This is a genomic window from Mesoplasma lactucae ATCC 49193 (assembly GCF_002441935.1).
In the GTDB taxonomy this organism is placed as follows: domain Bacteria; phylum Bacillota_I; class Bacilli_A; order Mycoplasmatales; family Mycoplasmataceae; genus Edwardiiplasma; species Edwardiiplasma lactucae.
This window is the reverse complement of record NZ_CP023668.1, coordinates 735,765-751,426: the sequence shown is the minus strand read 5'-3', so window position 1 is coordinate 751,426 and position 15,662 is coordinate 735,765. Positions and strand designations below refer to the sequence as shown.

Annotated in this window: 14 protein-coding genes and 1 riboswitch; of the genes, 3 read left to right on the top strand and 11 right to left on the bottom strand. The window is 30.0% G+C overall.

Annotation, left to right across the window (positions count from 1 at the left end; translation table 4 throughout):
- Nucleotides 1-92 precede the first annotated feature (92 nt).
- From CP520_RS03310 to CP520_RS03290, 5 genes are all read right to left on the bottom strand, one after another.
- On the bottom strand, nt 93-758 hold the full coding sequence (locus tag CP520_RS03310; protein WP_096863026.1) for a hypothetical protein: 666 nt from the start codon (nt 756-758) through the stop codon (nt 93-95).
- A gap of 13 nt (nt 759-771) precedes the next feature.
- Nucleotides 772-1,140 (bottom strand): DUF488 domain-containing protein, encoded by a 369-nt coding sequence (locus CP520_RS03305; RefSeq protein WP_096863025.1) that lies wholly within the window; start codon nt 1,138-1,140, stop codon nt 772-774.
- On the bottom strand, nt 1,140-1,448 hold the full coding sequence (locus CP520_RS03300) for a hypothetical protein (protein ID WP_096863024.1): 309 nt from the start codon (nt 1,446-1,448) through the stop codon (nt 1,140-1,142). The genes CP520_RS03305 and CP520_RS03300 overlap by 1 nt, the downstream gene beginning before the upstream one ends.
- A gap of 101 nt (nt 1,449-1,549) precedes the next feature.
- Entirely contained in the window at nt 1,550-2,842 is a 1,293-nt protein-coding gene (gene purB / locus CP520_RS03295) for an adenylosuccinate lyase (protein WP_096863023.1), read from the bottom strand.
- A gap of 2 nt (nt 2,843-2,844) precedes the next feature.
- A complete protein-coding gene (locus tag CP520_RS03290; RefSeq protein WP_096863022.1) occupies nt 2,845-4,149 on the bottom strand; it encodes an adenylosuccinate synthase in 1,305 nt (434 codons plus the stop codon).
- 98 nt (nt 4,150-4,247) lie between these two features.
- Nucleotides 4,248-4,342: riboswitch (purine riboswitch) on the bottom strand.
- A 148-nt stretch (nt 4,343-4,490) separates the two neighbouring features.
- Between CP520_RS03290 and CP520_RS03285 the strand changes: the two genes are divergently transcribed.
- Complete coding sequence (locus CP520_RS03285; protein ID WP_096863021.1) at nt 4,491-5,087, top strand: FMN-dependent NADH-azoreductase; 597 nt, start codon at nt 4,491-4,493, stop codon at nt 5,085-5,087.
- A 60-nt stretch (nt 5,088-5,147) separates the two neighbouring features.
- Here the strand turns inward: CP520_RS03285 and CP520_RS03280 are convergent, their stop codons facing one another.
- The 3 genes from CP520_RS03280 to CP520_RS03270 all read right to left on the bottom strand — a co-directional run bounded on the left by CP520_RS03280 (nt 5,148) and on the right by CP520_RS03270 (nt 9,614).
- A complete protein-coding gene (locus tag CP520_RS03280) occupies nt 5,148-7,217 on the bottom strand; it encodes an ABC transporter permease subunit (protein WP_096863020.1) in 2,070 nt (689 codons plus the stop codon).
- Between the two features lie 2 nt (nt 7,218-7,219).
- Nucleotides 7,220-7,924 carry an ABC transporter ATP-binding protein gene (locus CP520_RS03275; RefSeq protein WP_096863019.1) on the bottom strand — a complete coding sequence of 235 codons (705 nt, stop codon included), beginning with the start codon at nt 7,922-7,924 and terminating at the stop codon, nt 7,220-7,222.
- A gap of 130 nt (nt 7,925-8,054) precedes the next feature.
- Nucleotides 8,055-9,614, bottom strand: a complete 1,560-nt coding sequence (locus CP520_RS03270) for a YfcC family protein (protein ID WP_096863139.1) — start codon at nt 9,612-9,614, stop codon at nt 8,055-8,057.
- 393 nt (nt 9,615-10,007) lie between these two features.
- On the opposite strand from CP520_RS03270, the gene CP520_RS03265 reads away from it, so the two are divergent.
- Together CP520_RS03265 and topA are read left to right on the top strand one after the other, a co-directional pair.
- Nucleotides 10,008-10,502 (top strand): hypothetical protein, encoded by a 495-nt coding sequence (locus CP520_RS03265; protein WP_096863018.1) that lies wholly within the window; start codon nt 10,008-10,010, stop codon nt 10,500-10,502.
- 231 nt (nt 10,503-10,733) lie between these two features.
- Nucleotides 10,734-12,971, top strand: coding sequence for a type I DNA topoisomerase (gene topA / locus CP520_RS03260; protein WP_245832609.1), 2,238 nt, complete (start codon nt 10,734-10,736; stop codon nt 12,969-12,971).
- Nucleotides 12,972-13,029: 58 nt separating this feature from the next.
- Here the strand turns inward: topA and ychF are convergent, their stop codons facing one another.
- From ychF to pgsA, 3 genes are all read right to left on the bottom strand, one after another.
- A complete protein-coding gene (gene ychF / locus CP520_RS03255) occupies nt 13,030-14,127 on the bottom strand; it encodes a redox-regulated ATPase YchF (RefSeq protein ID WP_096863017.1) in 1,098 nt (365 codons plus the stop codon).
- Nucleotides 14,128-14,205: 78 nt separating this feature from the next.
- The gene (gene rsmG, locus CP520_RS03250) at nt 14,206-14,940 is read right to left on the bottom strand and encodes a 16S rRNA (guanine(527)-N(7))-methyltransferase RsmG (RefSeq protein WP_096863016.1); all 735 of its coding nucleotides are present in this window, start codon (nt 14,938-14,940) and stop codon (nt 14,206-14,208) included.
- Nucleotides 14,915-15,598, bottom strand: coding sequence for a CDP-diacylglycerol--glycerol-3-phosphate 3-phosphatidyltransferase (gene pgsA, locus CP520_RS03245; protein WP_096863015.1), 684 nt, complete (start codon nt 15,596-15,598; stop codon nt 14,915-14,917). Before pgsA ends, rsmG begins: the two co-directional genes overlap by 26 nt.
- Nucleotides 15,599-15,662: the final 64 nt, after the last annotated feature.

Below are 15,662 nucleotides of genomic sequence, written 5' to 3'. Positions count from 1 at the left end.
TATTTCACTCCTATTTATATAAACGTTATAATTTTACCAAAAATAGCCAATAAAGAAATTAGGCGGTTTTATTTGCTAAAAATTGACTATATCTAGTACACATAATAATCAGAATGCTCTGCGGTGATAATGCTTCTATCCAAGATTTCTCAAAGTTTGTTTTTATTAATTTCGTTCTTATCATTAGAATATTTTTTTAAAGCTGTATTAAATTTTTTAATATTCTTTTTTTGTACACTTAAAATTCCGATATTATTAGAAATTAAAACTGAGTTGGTCACTAAGAAAGACATCCTTTTATTGCCTTCTCCAAAAAGTTTAGATGTTAATGAATATAAAAGGAATTCTATAGCTCTTATTTTTGGGTCTTTAATTTTATTTAGATTATCTATTTTAGTTTTAACTTCTTTTTCTTCTAAAGGAGAAATGTCGTTCTTCCCTCATTTAACTGCTATAAAATATCTTCCATTATCTTCTGATAAATTCACAACGTCTCTTTCAACTATAGAATTGAGGAACTTGATAAATTCTCAATCAAGATATTCATGCTTTTCTGAACTAATTATATTGAAGCCATATTTTATACTATTTAAAATTAGTTCCTCATGTGAATCTATCGGCACATCAATTGCATCTTGAAATCGAGCCTTAGCTTTGGCATCACTTTTTTTAGTTTTAATATCATCTAAAAGTGCTAAATTATAGACTAAATCTCCAGAAATAAAAAATATCAATCCAGCTGCTGAATTAGCAATCATATTAATTAATTCTCTACTTTTCTATTAATACATTTCTTATGACTACAGCTTCATTTTCAGTTTCATCTTTAGCTCCATAAACTAAAGTAATAACTTGTTTTTCTGCAGCTTCTTTTAATTGATTTAAAGCTTGTTGTTCTAAACTACCTTTTAATTCTTCTTTGTATTTAACTTGGAATTGATCTCATCTATCTGGTTGATGATTAAATCATTTTCTAAGTTCAGTACTTGGCGCAATATCTTTTAATCAACCACCAGTTAAATCAGCACGTTCTTTGCTAATCCCTCTGGGTCATAATCTATCGACTAAAAATCGTAAACCATCACTACTATCAGCTGGTTCATAGGCTCTTTTTAATTTAACGTTGTTTGGGTTAATCATTAATTATTTTCTTTTTCTTTAATACATCAAGGATGCATTGGTTGAAGATTTGGTAGTTCGTCATCTTCTTTATCATTATTATAGTAATCAACATCTCAAGCACAAGGTTCTTCTTGTTCTGAAGTTGTAGTTCCATAAGCGCTTTTTAGCATTGCTTCTCCACATCAAGAACATGGAGCTTCAGTAGCGAAATGTCATTTTCCTAAATCTAGTCTAAATTGACTATCAATTTCTGCCATGTAATCTCCGTTACCAACATAAGCTTCTCAGATGTTGTCTAACTCTTCTTTGGTTCATTTTTTATTCATAAAAAATACCTCGTTTCTTTGTTAAGTTAATTATACTTCTTTGTGATTTTCTAATTGGTTATTTACAAAGAAAAACAACCTTTTTCAAGGTTGCTTAACGATTAATTATTTACTTTTTTATACATTTCATCAACATTTCTCAAGAAGTAGTTTGGATTAAATAATTTATCGAAATCTTCTTTTGAAATATATTTATAAACATCATTATCAATTAATACTTGTTTGAAGTCTTTGTTGTCTTTCATAGCTTCCATAGTACATTTTTGAACAAAGTCATAAACTTCTTCACGTGAGTGATTTGTGTTCATGATAATAAATGTCATTAATGGTTGAGAATAGAAAATATTGTTTGAACTATTAATGTGTTCTAACATTGCATCTTCATTAACAACGATATTTTCTAAAACATTTGTTAATCTTCTTGCTATGTAACATACTAAGTTTAATGAGTCAGGTAAAATGATTCTTTCGTTTGATGAATGAGAAATATCTCTTTCGTGTCATAGCACGTTATTTTCTAAACCAGGAATAATATAAGCTCTTAACATTCTTGATAAACCAGTAATGTTTTCTGAACTAATAGGATTCTTTTTATGCGGCATAGAAGAAGAACCTTTTTGGTTTTTACTAAAACCTTCCATGATTTCTTTAACTTCACTACGTTGTAGCAAGCGAATTTCTGTAGCAACCTTTTCAAAAGTTGTAGAAAGGTTAGCCATAGCTAGATAAAGTGATGCTAAACGATCTCTTTGAGAAACTTGTGTAGATAGATTATCACGTTTCATTCCTAATTTTCCAGCTACGTATTCTTCTACAGAAATTTCTAAGTTTGCATAGTTACCCATAGACCCAGAAATTTTAGTTACACATACATCATCAAAGGCTGCACGTAGTCTTTTTTCTTGTCTTTTAACTTCTTCTAATCATAGCAGGAATTTTAATCCTAAAGATGTTGGTTCTCCATACATCCCGTGAGTTCTACCCATGATTAAAGTGTCTTTATATTTTTTTGATAATGAATCTAATTCTTCTTCAAGTTTTTTAATATCTTCTAAAACATATTTTGAAGATTGTTTAACCATGTAGTTTTGAGCAGTATCAACAATATCAGTTGAAGTGATTCCTAAATGGATTCATTTACGTTCATCACCTAATGATTCGCTTAACATTCTTGTAAAGGCTACAACATCGTGTTTAGTTTCTTTTTCAATTTCTAACATTCTTGGTCTATCGATTTTAATGTTCTTTTTAATTGCATCAACATCGCTTTGAGGAACTACCCCAATTTTTGATCAACCTTCAACAACTAACTCTTCAATTAAAGTTCAGATCTTTAATTTATTGTCATCATCTCAGATATCAGCGATTTCTTTTACTTCGTATCTATCAATCATAATTAACCTTCAAATTTATCTAACATAGTTACTGTTTGATGACGGTCTGGTCCAACTGAGAAACCTTGGATTGCTACATCACATAATTCAGCAATTCTGTTAATGTAGTTTTGAGCATTTTTAGGTAATTGGTCAAATGAAGTCACCTTAGTAATATCTTCTTGTCATCCAGGTAGTTCTTCATAAACTGGTTCACATTTTTCATATTCAGTATTTGATGCTGGAATAGTATCAATAACTTTTCCATTGTATTTGTAACCTGTACAAATTTTTACAGTTTCTTCTGTATCAAGAACATCTAATAAAGTAATGAATAAAGCATCTAATCCACCAGTTCTAATTGAATAATTCATGGCTACAGCATCAAATCATCCAATACGACGAGGACGTCCAGTATTTGATCCATATTCGTGACCACGTTCACGAATTCTATCTCCAGTTGCATCTAGTAATTCTGTTGGGAATCCACCAGTTCCAACACGAGTATCATAAGCTTTAGCAACCCCAACAACTTTATTAATTAGTTTGTTGTGGATTCCTGTTCCAATACTTACGTTGTTTGCAGTTGTATTTGAACTTGTTACAAATGGATAAGTTCCATGATCGATATCTAAAAGAACTCCTTGTGCTCCTTCAAATAAAACGAATTTATTATCTCTAATTGCTTGGTTTACATAGCTTCCAGAATCAACAATTCTATCTTTAATGTTTGCATATTGTTTTAATGCATCTTCATAGATGGTGTTGAAGTCTAATGGTTGTCCACCATAAATATCTGTAATTAATTTATTGTGGTATTCAACTTGTTCTTCTAATAAGTCTTTGAAATTAGGTTCTGCAAAATCACAGATTCTGATTCCACAACGTGATGCTTTATCAGCATAAGTTGGACCAATTCCTCTTTTTGTAGTTCCGATTTTTCTATTTTGTCTTTGTTCTTCTTGTAATTCATCAATTACTTCATTGTATTTAAAAATAACGTGAGCTCTATCTGATACAAATAGGTTTTTTGTATCAACTCCAGCTTTGTTTAAGATAGCCATTTCATCATTTAATTTATTTAAGTTAACAACACAACCGTTTCCAATTACGTTCATAACTTTGGGGTTTAAGATTCCTGAAGGTACAATTGTTACTTTATATTTTTTACCTTCATTTCAAATTACGTGACCAGCATTATCTCCACCAGCAAAACGAACAACTAAGTCTGCATCTTGCGCGTAAAAGTCAGTAATTTTCCCTTTTCCTTCATCACCTCATTGTGAACCAACCACAACAAGAGTCTTATAATCTCTACTATTTAGCATAAAAAACTCCTTTAAAACTAAAAAAATTAACACCCAAAGTAAAATGCATTACTAAGTTTCATAAGAAAACCTAAAAAATGCACTCTACATAAGTGTTAATGTGTTTTTGTAAAACTCATAATCTAGCATTGGTGCTAGGTAGAGACTCCAACCCGATATGTTGGATTATATAAGTTTTCTTAAAGATTATTAATTTTTATCTACCTTTATTATAACGGAAACTTATATTAATCTTTATAAGAATAGTGAAATGTTATTTTGCTTTCCTTAGTCATTGTTCTTAACGAAAATCTACATACCTTTAAAGTGCTATAATTACAACAAATAAGGAGGGATTATTCATGAGTAAAGTCTTAGTCTTAACAGCTACAATTTCAAGTGAAGAAAATTCTTATTCTTTAGAATTAAAGAATCGATTTTTAAAATATTATAAAGAAGCTCATCCAAATGATGAGATTGAAGAAATTGATTTAAATACATTCCCAATCGCACAACAAACTTTAAATGTTGATAATCAAAAAGATTATTGAGGAAAAGATGCAATGGGTGCAATTAATCAGTTAAGAAACACTGATAAATTAATTGTTGTTTCACCAATGCATAACTTTAATATTCCAGCAATGTTAAAGAATTATTTAGATCATATCTTATTAGCAAATGAAACTTTTTCATATAAATATAGTGTAAAAGGTGAAGCTAAAGGATTATTACCAAATCTTAAAGTTCAAATCTTAACAACCCAAGGAGCACCTTATGGATGATACCTATGAGGAAACCACACAGAGTACTTAAGAGGAACATTTGATTTTGTTGGTGCAAAAGTAACTACCCCTATTCTAGTGTCAGGAACAAAATCAGCACCATTTAATAAAATGAAACCACAAGAAGTAATTGATGAATTTGATCCAGAAATTAAATTAGCTGCAACAGAATTTTAATAAATAAAAATATGACTACAAGAATTAACTTGTAGTCATATTTTTTTATTATAAATTTTATTAGATACTTAGATCTTTTTTATTAAAGATTTCTATAGTTCCGATTGCAAACCCAGCTGTTAAAGCTAAATCTAGAATTGGGAAAGCAATTACTAATGGAACACTATAAGATACATGTTCTAATTTGTATTCTGTAAGATGTCACCCATTTTCACTAAGTTTAGCCATTAATGTTTTTTGCCCATCTTCATTGTATTGTAATGTGTTAATTACAAATGACATAGGAGTTATGTATTGAGCAAATTTTAATGATTGAACGTTTCCTTGTTGATAAATCATTGTCATTATATAAACGACTAGAATATATGTCGCAATGATTGAATTAGTCATAATAGCGATAGTTGTTTTTTCAACAAGCGCAATAGAGATTAAAGAATACAACATTGATAAAGCAAATATAAATAATATAAATTGTATCCCATATAAGAATAGATTTCAGAATTCTTCGCTTGTATGGTGTGAAACTCCACCAATAATTAAAATTATTATGAATGATGGAACAAAGACAATTAATTGACTAATTAAGATTGTTGCTATTTTACCTGACATAATTTTTCTACGAGTTAAAGGCATAGATAATCAAGTGGTCATTTCACCATTTTTTACTTGAGTATTTATACTTTTGTTAATTAAAACAATGGCAAAGGCTGAGAAAAACACTGCTGCCGGTCCCACGAAAAAGATTCATGTCATAACATCACCGATACCGTTCACGACTTCACTAGAATTTCCAATATTTTCTCCCTTTTTACTTATAGCTAAAGAGATATTTGCAATACTTGGCATGTAATCAGCTTTTTTAAATGGTCCAAATTCTTCTGGTCCAAAACCACTCATTACAGGAACAAGAATTGCTGTAACTAATAATCAAGCTATTCCGAAGAATAGAATATATTTTCAATAATTTAAAAGTTCATATCGAATTACTTTTCCAAATTCATTTTTCTTGTGAAATTTAACTGAAAGATCTTTGGAATTTGGAGCTACATAACCTGTTTCAATTGACTCACTATCATCTTTAGAAGAGTTATTCATTTTTCTTTCTTTGCGAGTGTTACCTGAACTTCTTTTTACAAAAACTTCAGTTGTTCCTCAGAAACATAGAATAGAAACTGCAATTCCTAAGATTGGGAAAAATACAGCTAACCCAACACTATAAGATTTATAAGCATAGACTCCGACAGTAACTTTTTCTCAAGGTTTTGTTGCTCCTTCTTTTGGAAAGTCAACCCCTTTTCCACCAACACCATTGCTATAAATTGGATTGTCTCCATTTTCAATAGCTAAGACATTTAGGATTAAATTAGAAGGAGAAATATACTTAGCAAATGCTAAGTTTTGCATATTCATGTCTGTGTATAACATTGATAAAACTCAAGTCACCAAAACATAAACAATAAATATTGAAGCTAAAACATTAGCTATAACAGTATGGTTTACTAAAGCAATATAAACCATTGTAAAGATTGTTGTTAAAGCAATCATAAAGATAATGTATTCAATTCCATAGAAGAATAAATTACCCATTTCAGAACTAGTATGATGCACACAAGCACCCATGATTAAAGTAACTACAAACACTGGAAATCAAACAATTAATTGGTTAAAAATGATTGTAGCAACTTTACCATTCATAATTTCTCTACGAGTTAAGGGCATAGACATTCACATATTGATTTGTCCGTTATTCATTTGTGAATTTATTGATTTATTAATTAAAATAACTGAGTAAATAGAGAAATAAGCAACAGCCACACCACTATATATTCAAAAACTAGCCATAGTTCCTAAACCAATAGTGTTTGCTCCATTGTCTGCTTCAAAGTTAACACCAGAAATTGACGGTGCATAATCTGAAACTTTGAATCCCGGATAACCATTAATTGTTGGTTTTACATTGATCATTAATGGCACGAATAGTATCAACACCATTAATCAAATCAATCCGAAGAATAAGGTAAATTTTCAACTATTTGTTAGTTCAAATTTGACTACTTTTCAAAATGATTTTGAAGGTGAAAACTTCTTATCAAATTCTCTTTCTTTAATATTTGTATTTGTTTGTTTCATAACTAATCCTTAGCATCCTTTGTTTTGTAAAGTGATAAGAATTCTTTTTGTAACGCTTCAATATTTCTATCTTTAATAGTTTCTTCTTTAATTAGTTTTCCATCGCGTAAGAAACCAACACGATTACATAGTTGAGCTACATCTTGGAAGATGTGTGAACTTAAGAAAATTGTTGTTCCTTGTTTATTTAAAGATTTAATTAATTCATTAAATTGATTTTGCATTAATGGGTCTAATCCAGAAGTTGGTTCATCTAAAATTAAAACTTTAGGTTTGTTCATAACTGCACAAATGATGGCAATCTTTTGTTTCATCCCTTTAGACATTTTCTTAATTTTAGTATTGGCATTTAATTGGAAATAAGAAATTAATCTTTCGGCTTCTTGTAAATCTTTCATTCCTTTTAAATCAGCAACCATCTTAATGTATTGCATTCCTTTTAAGTTATCGAATAGTTCAACTTCTCCTTCAAGATATCCTAAACTAGTCATAATTTCTTTATGCTGTTTCCAAGAATCTAAACCAAGGATACTAATTGTTCCTGAATCAGGTTTAATAAACCCCATCATTTGACGAATTAAAGTGGTTTTACCAGCACCATTTGGTCCTAGCAAACCATAAATTTCTCCATCTTTTATGCTGATGTTTACATCAAAGTTTCCTGTATTTGGTCCATAACTCTTAGTGACATTTTTTATTTCTATCATTTTTGGTAAATGACCTCCTATATTGTTTCATTTAAAGGTAATTACACTTTTAAATGTTTATCTAAGTTTAACACTTTGAAAAGAAAAACTCGCCACTAGGTAACGAGTTTTTGCTTATTTAGATATATTTTTAAGCGATGCTTCCACCGATTGCTCCACCGATTGCTAATAAAGCAAGTGATAAAACAAAGTACATTAATAGGAATGGTCAAATTCCTTTTAAGAATTTTCCATAGTTAATTCTAGCAATTCCTAAAGCACCCATTACAACTCCAGAAGTTGGAGAGAATAAGTTCAAGAATCCTGAACCAAATGAAAAGGCTAAGATTGAGCCAGAACCAGCAACAGCATCTGCTTGTAATACAGCGGCATTAGGATCAACTGAAACCGTTCCAGCTAATAATGGGAACACTGCAGTTGCAAATCCTGATGATGAAGGAATTACAAATGATAATGGAATAAATAATAAGTAAAGAACAATAATTCTTCCAATTGGGTTAATTCCTCCAACTGAACCTGCTAATCCTTTAACAAATAATTCTTGCATGTGTGATTCACGAAGAATAACACCAACTCCAGCAGCAGTACCAATAATTAAACAAACACTTAAGATGTCTGCTGCTCCATCCATATATTGTTTAATAAATCCTTCTTCTCCAAGACCATTTACAAATCCTAGAATAATTGAAGCGATTAAGAAGAAAGCAGCAACATAGATTAATTCACCTTGTCCAAATCCAGGAATTAAAGCAGTTAAGTATGGTGCTTTTTTATTTACTTCTTCTCCAGCATTTTCAAAAGCATGCGTATTTAAAATACTATCTCATGAAATTAAATAAATAATCATGATTATAAAAGTTAATAAGAAGATAACTAAGGTTGTTTTTCTTCTTCAATTTAAATCAATTTGTTCTTCGGTTTCATTTAAGAAATAAGTTTTATCAGCTTCATAAGTATCGAAAGTAACTGATTTTTGAGGATTCTTTTTAATTCTTCAAGCATATAACATTACAGCACAAATTGAGGCACTTAACATAATGATTCAACAAACTAGTCTTCACACTAAACCATCACCAACTGAAATAAATTGATATCCAGCTCCTTGGTTTAATCCTGATATAGCTGTAGTAATAACAAAGGGGTTAACTGTAGAAGCTAAAACACCTGAACCAGCTCCAAGTAAGATTACTAATAGTCCTGTAAAGACATCAAATCCAGCCATTAACATTAATGGGATACAAATCATATAGAACCCTAATGTTTCTTCTGCAAAACCTTCTACAGTTCCACAAATAGAAAAGAATAACATTAATGGGACTATAGCTCAGATTTCGTTTCCTTTTAATTTTCTAGTGATTAATTGAGCAAAGCCATCTAAAGATTTTGAATTAACTACAATTAAAACAAAAGCTCCAATCGATAGAAGAAAAATAATAATTCCAGCTTGGTTTTCAAATCCTTTGAAAACTGAGAAGAAAATATCCAAGATACCCATAGGTTGAATTGGTACCGATTCATATACTCCGGGTACGAATAGCGGTTGACCTGTAAGCGGGTCGAATAGCGGTTGACCCTTTTCATTAACTTCCCTTTTTGGTAAATCAGCTGTAACTCCAGCTCAGTGTAGGATTCAAGTTACTAAAACTAGTAAAGCAATAACAATAAAAATAATTGAAAAAGCAGATAACATTTTAAAATGTTTTTTCTTTTTCTTGCCTTGAGGAGCTCCAGGGTTTAATTGTTCTTGTTCTTTAATTCCATCTTCAGGGAAGAGGTTTTGTTCTTCTTCCATCTCAACTTTAGGATCTATGTTAATACCATTATTTTGAGATTCACCATTACATTCTGTTGGTGTCTGTTGTTCAGTCATTGATTTGCTCCTTTCTGTTTTTTTAAGAGCTATTTATAGCCTAAGTATACTTCGGATTTTTTTATTAAAGTAAAAACTTATAGCTGTATTAATTTAGTAATTATCCTATAATAGTTCTTTTTTGTATACAATTACGATTAAAAAATTCTTATATTTTCTCATATTTAAGGGTTAAAGTTTATAATTTTAAGTAAATAGTGAGGAATGGTTTATATGGAAAGTTTAAATAGAAAAATTACTTTATTAAGAGAACAAGCAATAACTCCTGGTGACATTATCATCATGGATCATAAGGACAGAAACGGAAATATCGTTGCAGATCCTTTTTTAATCATCGAAACTTTTGATGATGTTTTTGTAGCTTTACAAATCCAAGAAGCTCCAAAAACTAATTATCAAGATGAATATCTTTTAGATGATTTAGCAGATTATATTAAAGACATCTTTAATCAAAATGCTTATATTGAAGTAACAACCGATAATGGATTTGAAAGAAAGTCATGAATCTTACTACCAGAAACTCATGACATTGATTATGATTTAACCGATTATGAAGTTGAGAGAAAAATTGGTGAATTTAGAGATGCTGCGAATATGAGATGAGGTACAATCTTAAATCGTTATAAAGATTTCTTTGATTTGCCAAAATCAGTTGATGACATTCTGGGGATTAGAACTCATAACAAAAGAAAGAAATATTGACGTTAATATTTAAAGAAAACTTCCCTATTGGAAGTTTTTTATTTATAAATAAAAACAATGGCTAAGAACTTAGGTAAAATATTAAAAAAATAATTTATGCTTGATTTTTAAAAAATACACAATTAAAATAGCGCTATCGAAACCAAAAGAGAGAAAATTTTCGATTTATCATTTTAAATAATGAATAAACGTTTCCTTACTTACGTAGTAAGTAACTAATTTTAAAAGGAGCTTAATATGCCAACAAAAATGAAAAAATTAAACGTGAAGACAAGATTAAAAGGAATTAAAACTTTAGATCAATTCTTAGAATATGTAAAAACTTTTTTAGATATGAATGACAATACTATTGCTAAAGAAGATTTAATTGATGCCTTACACACAGTTTTTACAAACATTAGTGATGATGAAGTTAATGATGTTGTTAACAAGTTAACTAATGAAGGTGTGAAGTTTGTTTCTAATGCTAAAAAACCAAAAATTTTAGTATTAGTCGAATCACCAACTAAAGTTGCCAAAATCAAAGGGTTCTTAGAAGAAGGACATCCAGAAGATGAATTTGAAGTTTTAGCAAGTGTTGGACACATTACTAAAATTGCTAACAGAGGGAAAAATAACTTAGGGATTGATACAGAAACAATGACACCAATCTTTATTAATGACCGTTCAAAAACTAAACAAATTAATGCAATTAAAAAAGCTGGTAAAAAAGCTGACTTAATTATTCTAGCTTCCGACCCTGACCGTGAAGGGGAAGCAATTGCTTGACACTTAAAGAACTTATTTGATGGTGAGAATAAAAACATCAAACGTATGACTTTTGATGAAATTACTAAAGAAGCTGTTTTAGATGCTTTTGATCATTTAAGAGAAATTGATATGGATTTAGTAAATGCTGCTATCTCAAGACAAATGTTAGATAAGATTATTGGTTTCTTAGTTTCAGGAGTTTTACAAAAAGCTACAGGACTTTTAAGTGCTGGACGTGTGCAAACACCTGCTTTAAAACTTGTTGTTGATAGAGACAGAGAAATTAAAGCCTTTGAAGAAATTAAATATAAAAGAATTAAAGTAATTGATGAATCTAAAAACATTCACCTGGATTTAAATAAAGATGATGAAGGGCTTTTAATTAATAAACCTGATACTTATTATTTAGTTCCACCAAAAGATGAAGAAGTTCTTGATGCTTTAACAGAAGATTACAACTGTGTTGATTACAAAGGAACTGAATTTGAAACAAGATCATTCAAACCCTATTCAACCGCTGGATTACTACAAGATGGATTTACTAAATTACGTTTAAGTGCAGCACAAGTTACAATGTCTGCTCAAAAACTATATGAAGAAGGATTAATTACATATATCCGTACAGATTCACAAAGATATAGTGATGACTTTATTCATGAAGCAAAAAACTATATTGCTAAAAACTATAAAGAAGAATTATTTGCATATCCTTTAAAACCAAAAGGTAAACAAGCAAATACTCAAGATGCCCACGAATCTATTCGTCCAACTCACATTTCTGATGCACCGTGATTAGTTGATCATAAATTAGAAAACGATTTACAAAAACGTGTTTATAACTTAATTTGATGAAATACTTTGAAATCATTAATGCATGGTCCTAGTGGAGTTAACCACAGATGAACTTTTGATAACAATGGCTATGAATTTAAACAATCATGACAAGAAGTTAAAAACTTAGGTTATCAAGAACTTTCAATTGATAAAAGTGATGAAAACATTGAATTAGATGACAATGATGAAATTGTTGTAAAAAATAATGAAACAGCACCTCAATTAGCACAAGATAAAGGTTTTGTAATTAAGATTGACCCAAGCAAGATTGTTGAAGAAGATGCAAAAACTTCTCCACCAAACATGTATAACCAAGCTTCTTTAATTAGAGAATTAAAGAAATTAGGAATTGGTAGACCTTCTACTTACAACCCTATTCTTTCTAAATTACAAGATCGTTCATATGTTAAATACCACAAAGGTAAACCAATTCAAGTTGAACGCTTTGGATATATTGCAGATGATTATCTATACAAAGAATTCCCAGAAGAATTTAACTTAGACTATACTGCTGAAATGGAAGAAACTTTAGATAAGATTGCTGAAGGTAAAATGGAATATAAACCATGATTAAAAAATATCTACGATAACTTATCTGTAAAAGTTGTAGAAGAAAAAGAAAAAGCTGTAGAAGAAAGTGATGAAATTTGTCCTAAGTGTCACGAAGGTCATTTAGTATTCATTCGTTCTTACTTCAACCGTGGTAGAGGATGTTCAAACTTCCCTATTACAGGATGTTCATATAGAGAATATGAACAATCAGATGGTTCTTGAAAAGAATACGTTATCCCAGAAAAAACTGATGAAGATGACAAACCTAAAAAGAAAACAATTAAAAAACGTAAGACTACAACTAAAAAGAAAAAACCAGCTACAAAGAAAGCTAAATAATAAAAAATACTTGCTATAAGTTCTTATAGCAAGTATTTTTTATTATCCTATAGCAAGATTATCTATTGAATTTGAAGAAACATACGTCTCCATCTTCAACTACATAACCTTTTCCTTCTAGACGCATTTTTCCAGCATCTTTAACAGCTTTTTCTGAACCTAGTTTTTCAAAGTCAGCATATGAGTAAACATCAGCTTTGATAAATCCTTTTTCAAAATCAGTATGAATTGCTCCTGCAGCTTGTGGAGCTGTTCAACCTTGTTTAATTTGTCATGCACGTGCTTCTTGAGGACCTGCAGTAAAGTAAGTAATTAATCCTAAAGTTTGGTATGCTACTTGAATTAATTCATCTAATCCAGTTTGGTTAGCACCAAGGTCTTTTAAGAATTCTCTTTTTTCTTCATCAGAAGCTTCTGTTAAGTCTTCTTCAATTTTTGCACAAATCTTAACAACTTTTGCATTGTTTTCTTCTGCAAATTGACGAACTTCTTTTACATATTTATTATCTTCAGCTAAGTCATCGTCACCAACGTTTGCTACATAAATAAATGGTTTAGCAGTTAATAATTGGAAACCTTTTAGTATTTTGTTTTCTTCATCAGAAAGTTCTAAAGTATTTAATAATTTACCATCAGTTAATGTTTGTTTACATTTTTCTAATAACGCATATTCTGCTTTAGCATCTTTATCGGTATTAGATTTAACTTTTGGTAATACTTTTGCCATTCTTTTGTCAATTGTAGCTTCATCAGCATACATTAATTCTAAGTTGATGATTTGAATATCACGGATAGGATCAACACTACCTTCCACGTGTGTAATATCTTTATCATCAAAACAACGAACAACTTCACAAATTGCGTCAGTTTCACGAATATTTGCTAAGAAGGCATTACCTAAACCTTCTCCTTTAGATGCCCCAGCAATTAAACCAGCAATATCTACGAATTCAATTGTTGTTCTTAATATTTTTTTAGAACCAAATTTTTCAGCTAAAAAATCAATTCTTTTGTCAGGTACTTCTACAACTCCAACGTTTGGTTCGATAGTTGCAAAAGGATAGTTTGCAGCTTCGACTTTTGAATTGGTAATTGCGTTAAATAAAGTAGATTTACCAACATTTGGTAAACCAACGATTCCTACTTTTAATGCCATTTTATTTCCTCTTTCTCTACTTTTACTCTATTTAGTTTATCGCATTTAAAATAATAGCCAAGTTATTTTAAGACCTGACTATTTATTAATTCCGCTTTCTTTTTTAATAGTTGCGTATTTACGTGGGTATTTTGCATCTGTATGACCATTCTTTTGGTAGAACAGATTTACTCTTGTTCCAAACCCTGTATCGCTTAAAATTTGTGTATCTTTCAAGCTTAAATTTAGTTTAGTTGGTAAATTACCGCTATTATTCATTTCTTCTTGTGCACGTGGTCCTTTTAATAGAATATAAACTCCATCAACTTTAAGCATTTGAACTCCGATTTCTAGAATGATATCTAGATAAGCTACAGCTCTTGAAATAACTACGTCAAATTCTTCTTTATGTTCTACTGAAAATACTTCCGCTCTCTCACTTGATACTTCAATATCTTTTAAACCTAATCTAGAAATAGCTAGATTTAAAAAGTTTGCTTTTTTATTGTTTGATTCAATTAAAGTTATTTTTGTTTCTGGGAAGAATATTTTTAATACAATTCCAGGAAACCCTGCTCCAGATCCAATATCTGCCATCTTTTGATCATAGATTGGATAAACGTTTGTGAATAATAATGAGTCTACGATATGTTTTTCATAGAAGTCATTTTCATCAGTGATTCTAGTTAAGTTGTATTTATTATTTTCTTCTACAACTAAGTTATAGTAATCATTTAATTGTTTTTTAATATCATCAGTTAAATTAATGTTTTTACATTCATCAAAAATACTTCAATTATCGAAAGTATTATTTTGTTGATTTTTTTGTTCCATTTTGTTTTTCTCCATCTTTAAATAAGTATTTATAACCATTTTTGAAGTAAACACAACCACTAAAGATACTGAAGAATGTTGCTAAGTACATTGGAATCATTACAACTTGGTTCATTCATCCGTATTCGCTTGATAAACCAGCGTTTGAAGATAATTCGAAGTATGTATAGTTAACAAAGAATAAAAGTGATAACCCTACCATTTGGAATACAGTTTTTAGTTTTCCATAAATTCCTGCTGCCAGAGTAACATTTTTCTTTGCTAAAGTCATTCTAATAAAGTCGACAAAGATGTCTCTCAAGATAAGAATCAATGTCATTCAAACTGGTAACATTTTTGTTACGGCAAATAAGATTAATACAGAGTTAACTAATAATTTATCTGCAATGGGATCAAAGAACTTACCAAAGTCAGTTACTTGATTATATTTTCTTGCTAGATATCCATCTAGGAAATCTGTAAATGAAGCAACAATAAACACAATTCCTGCCGCCATCATTAATTTAGGTAACTGATAGTCACCACTTTGGAAATATCATTTTCAAACACCAGTTCCTGAATTAATTTCTGCATAGTAAGAAACTAAAATTAGGGCTACAACCACAGGAACAAGTAATAATCGCAATAATGTTAAACGATTAGGTCAATTCATACGCATAAATTAAAAAACCACCTTATTCATAATAAGTTAATTTTATCATGATAGAAGGTGGTTATTATTT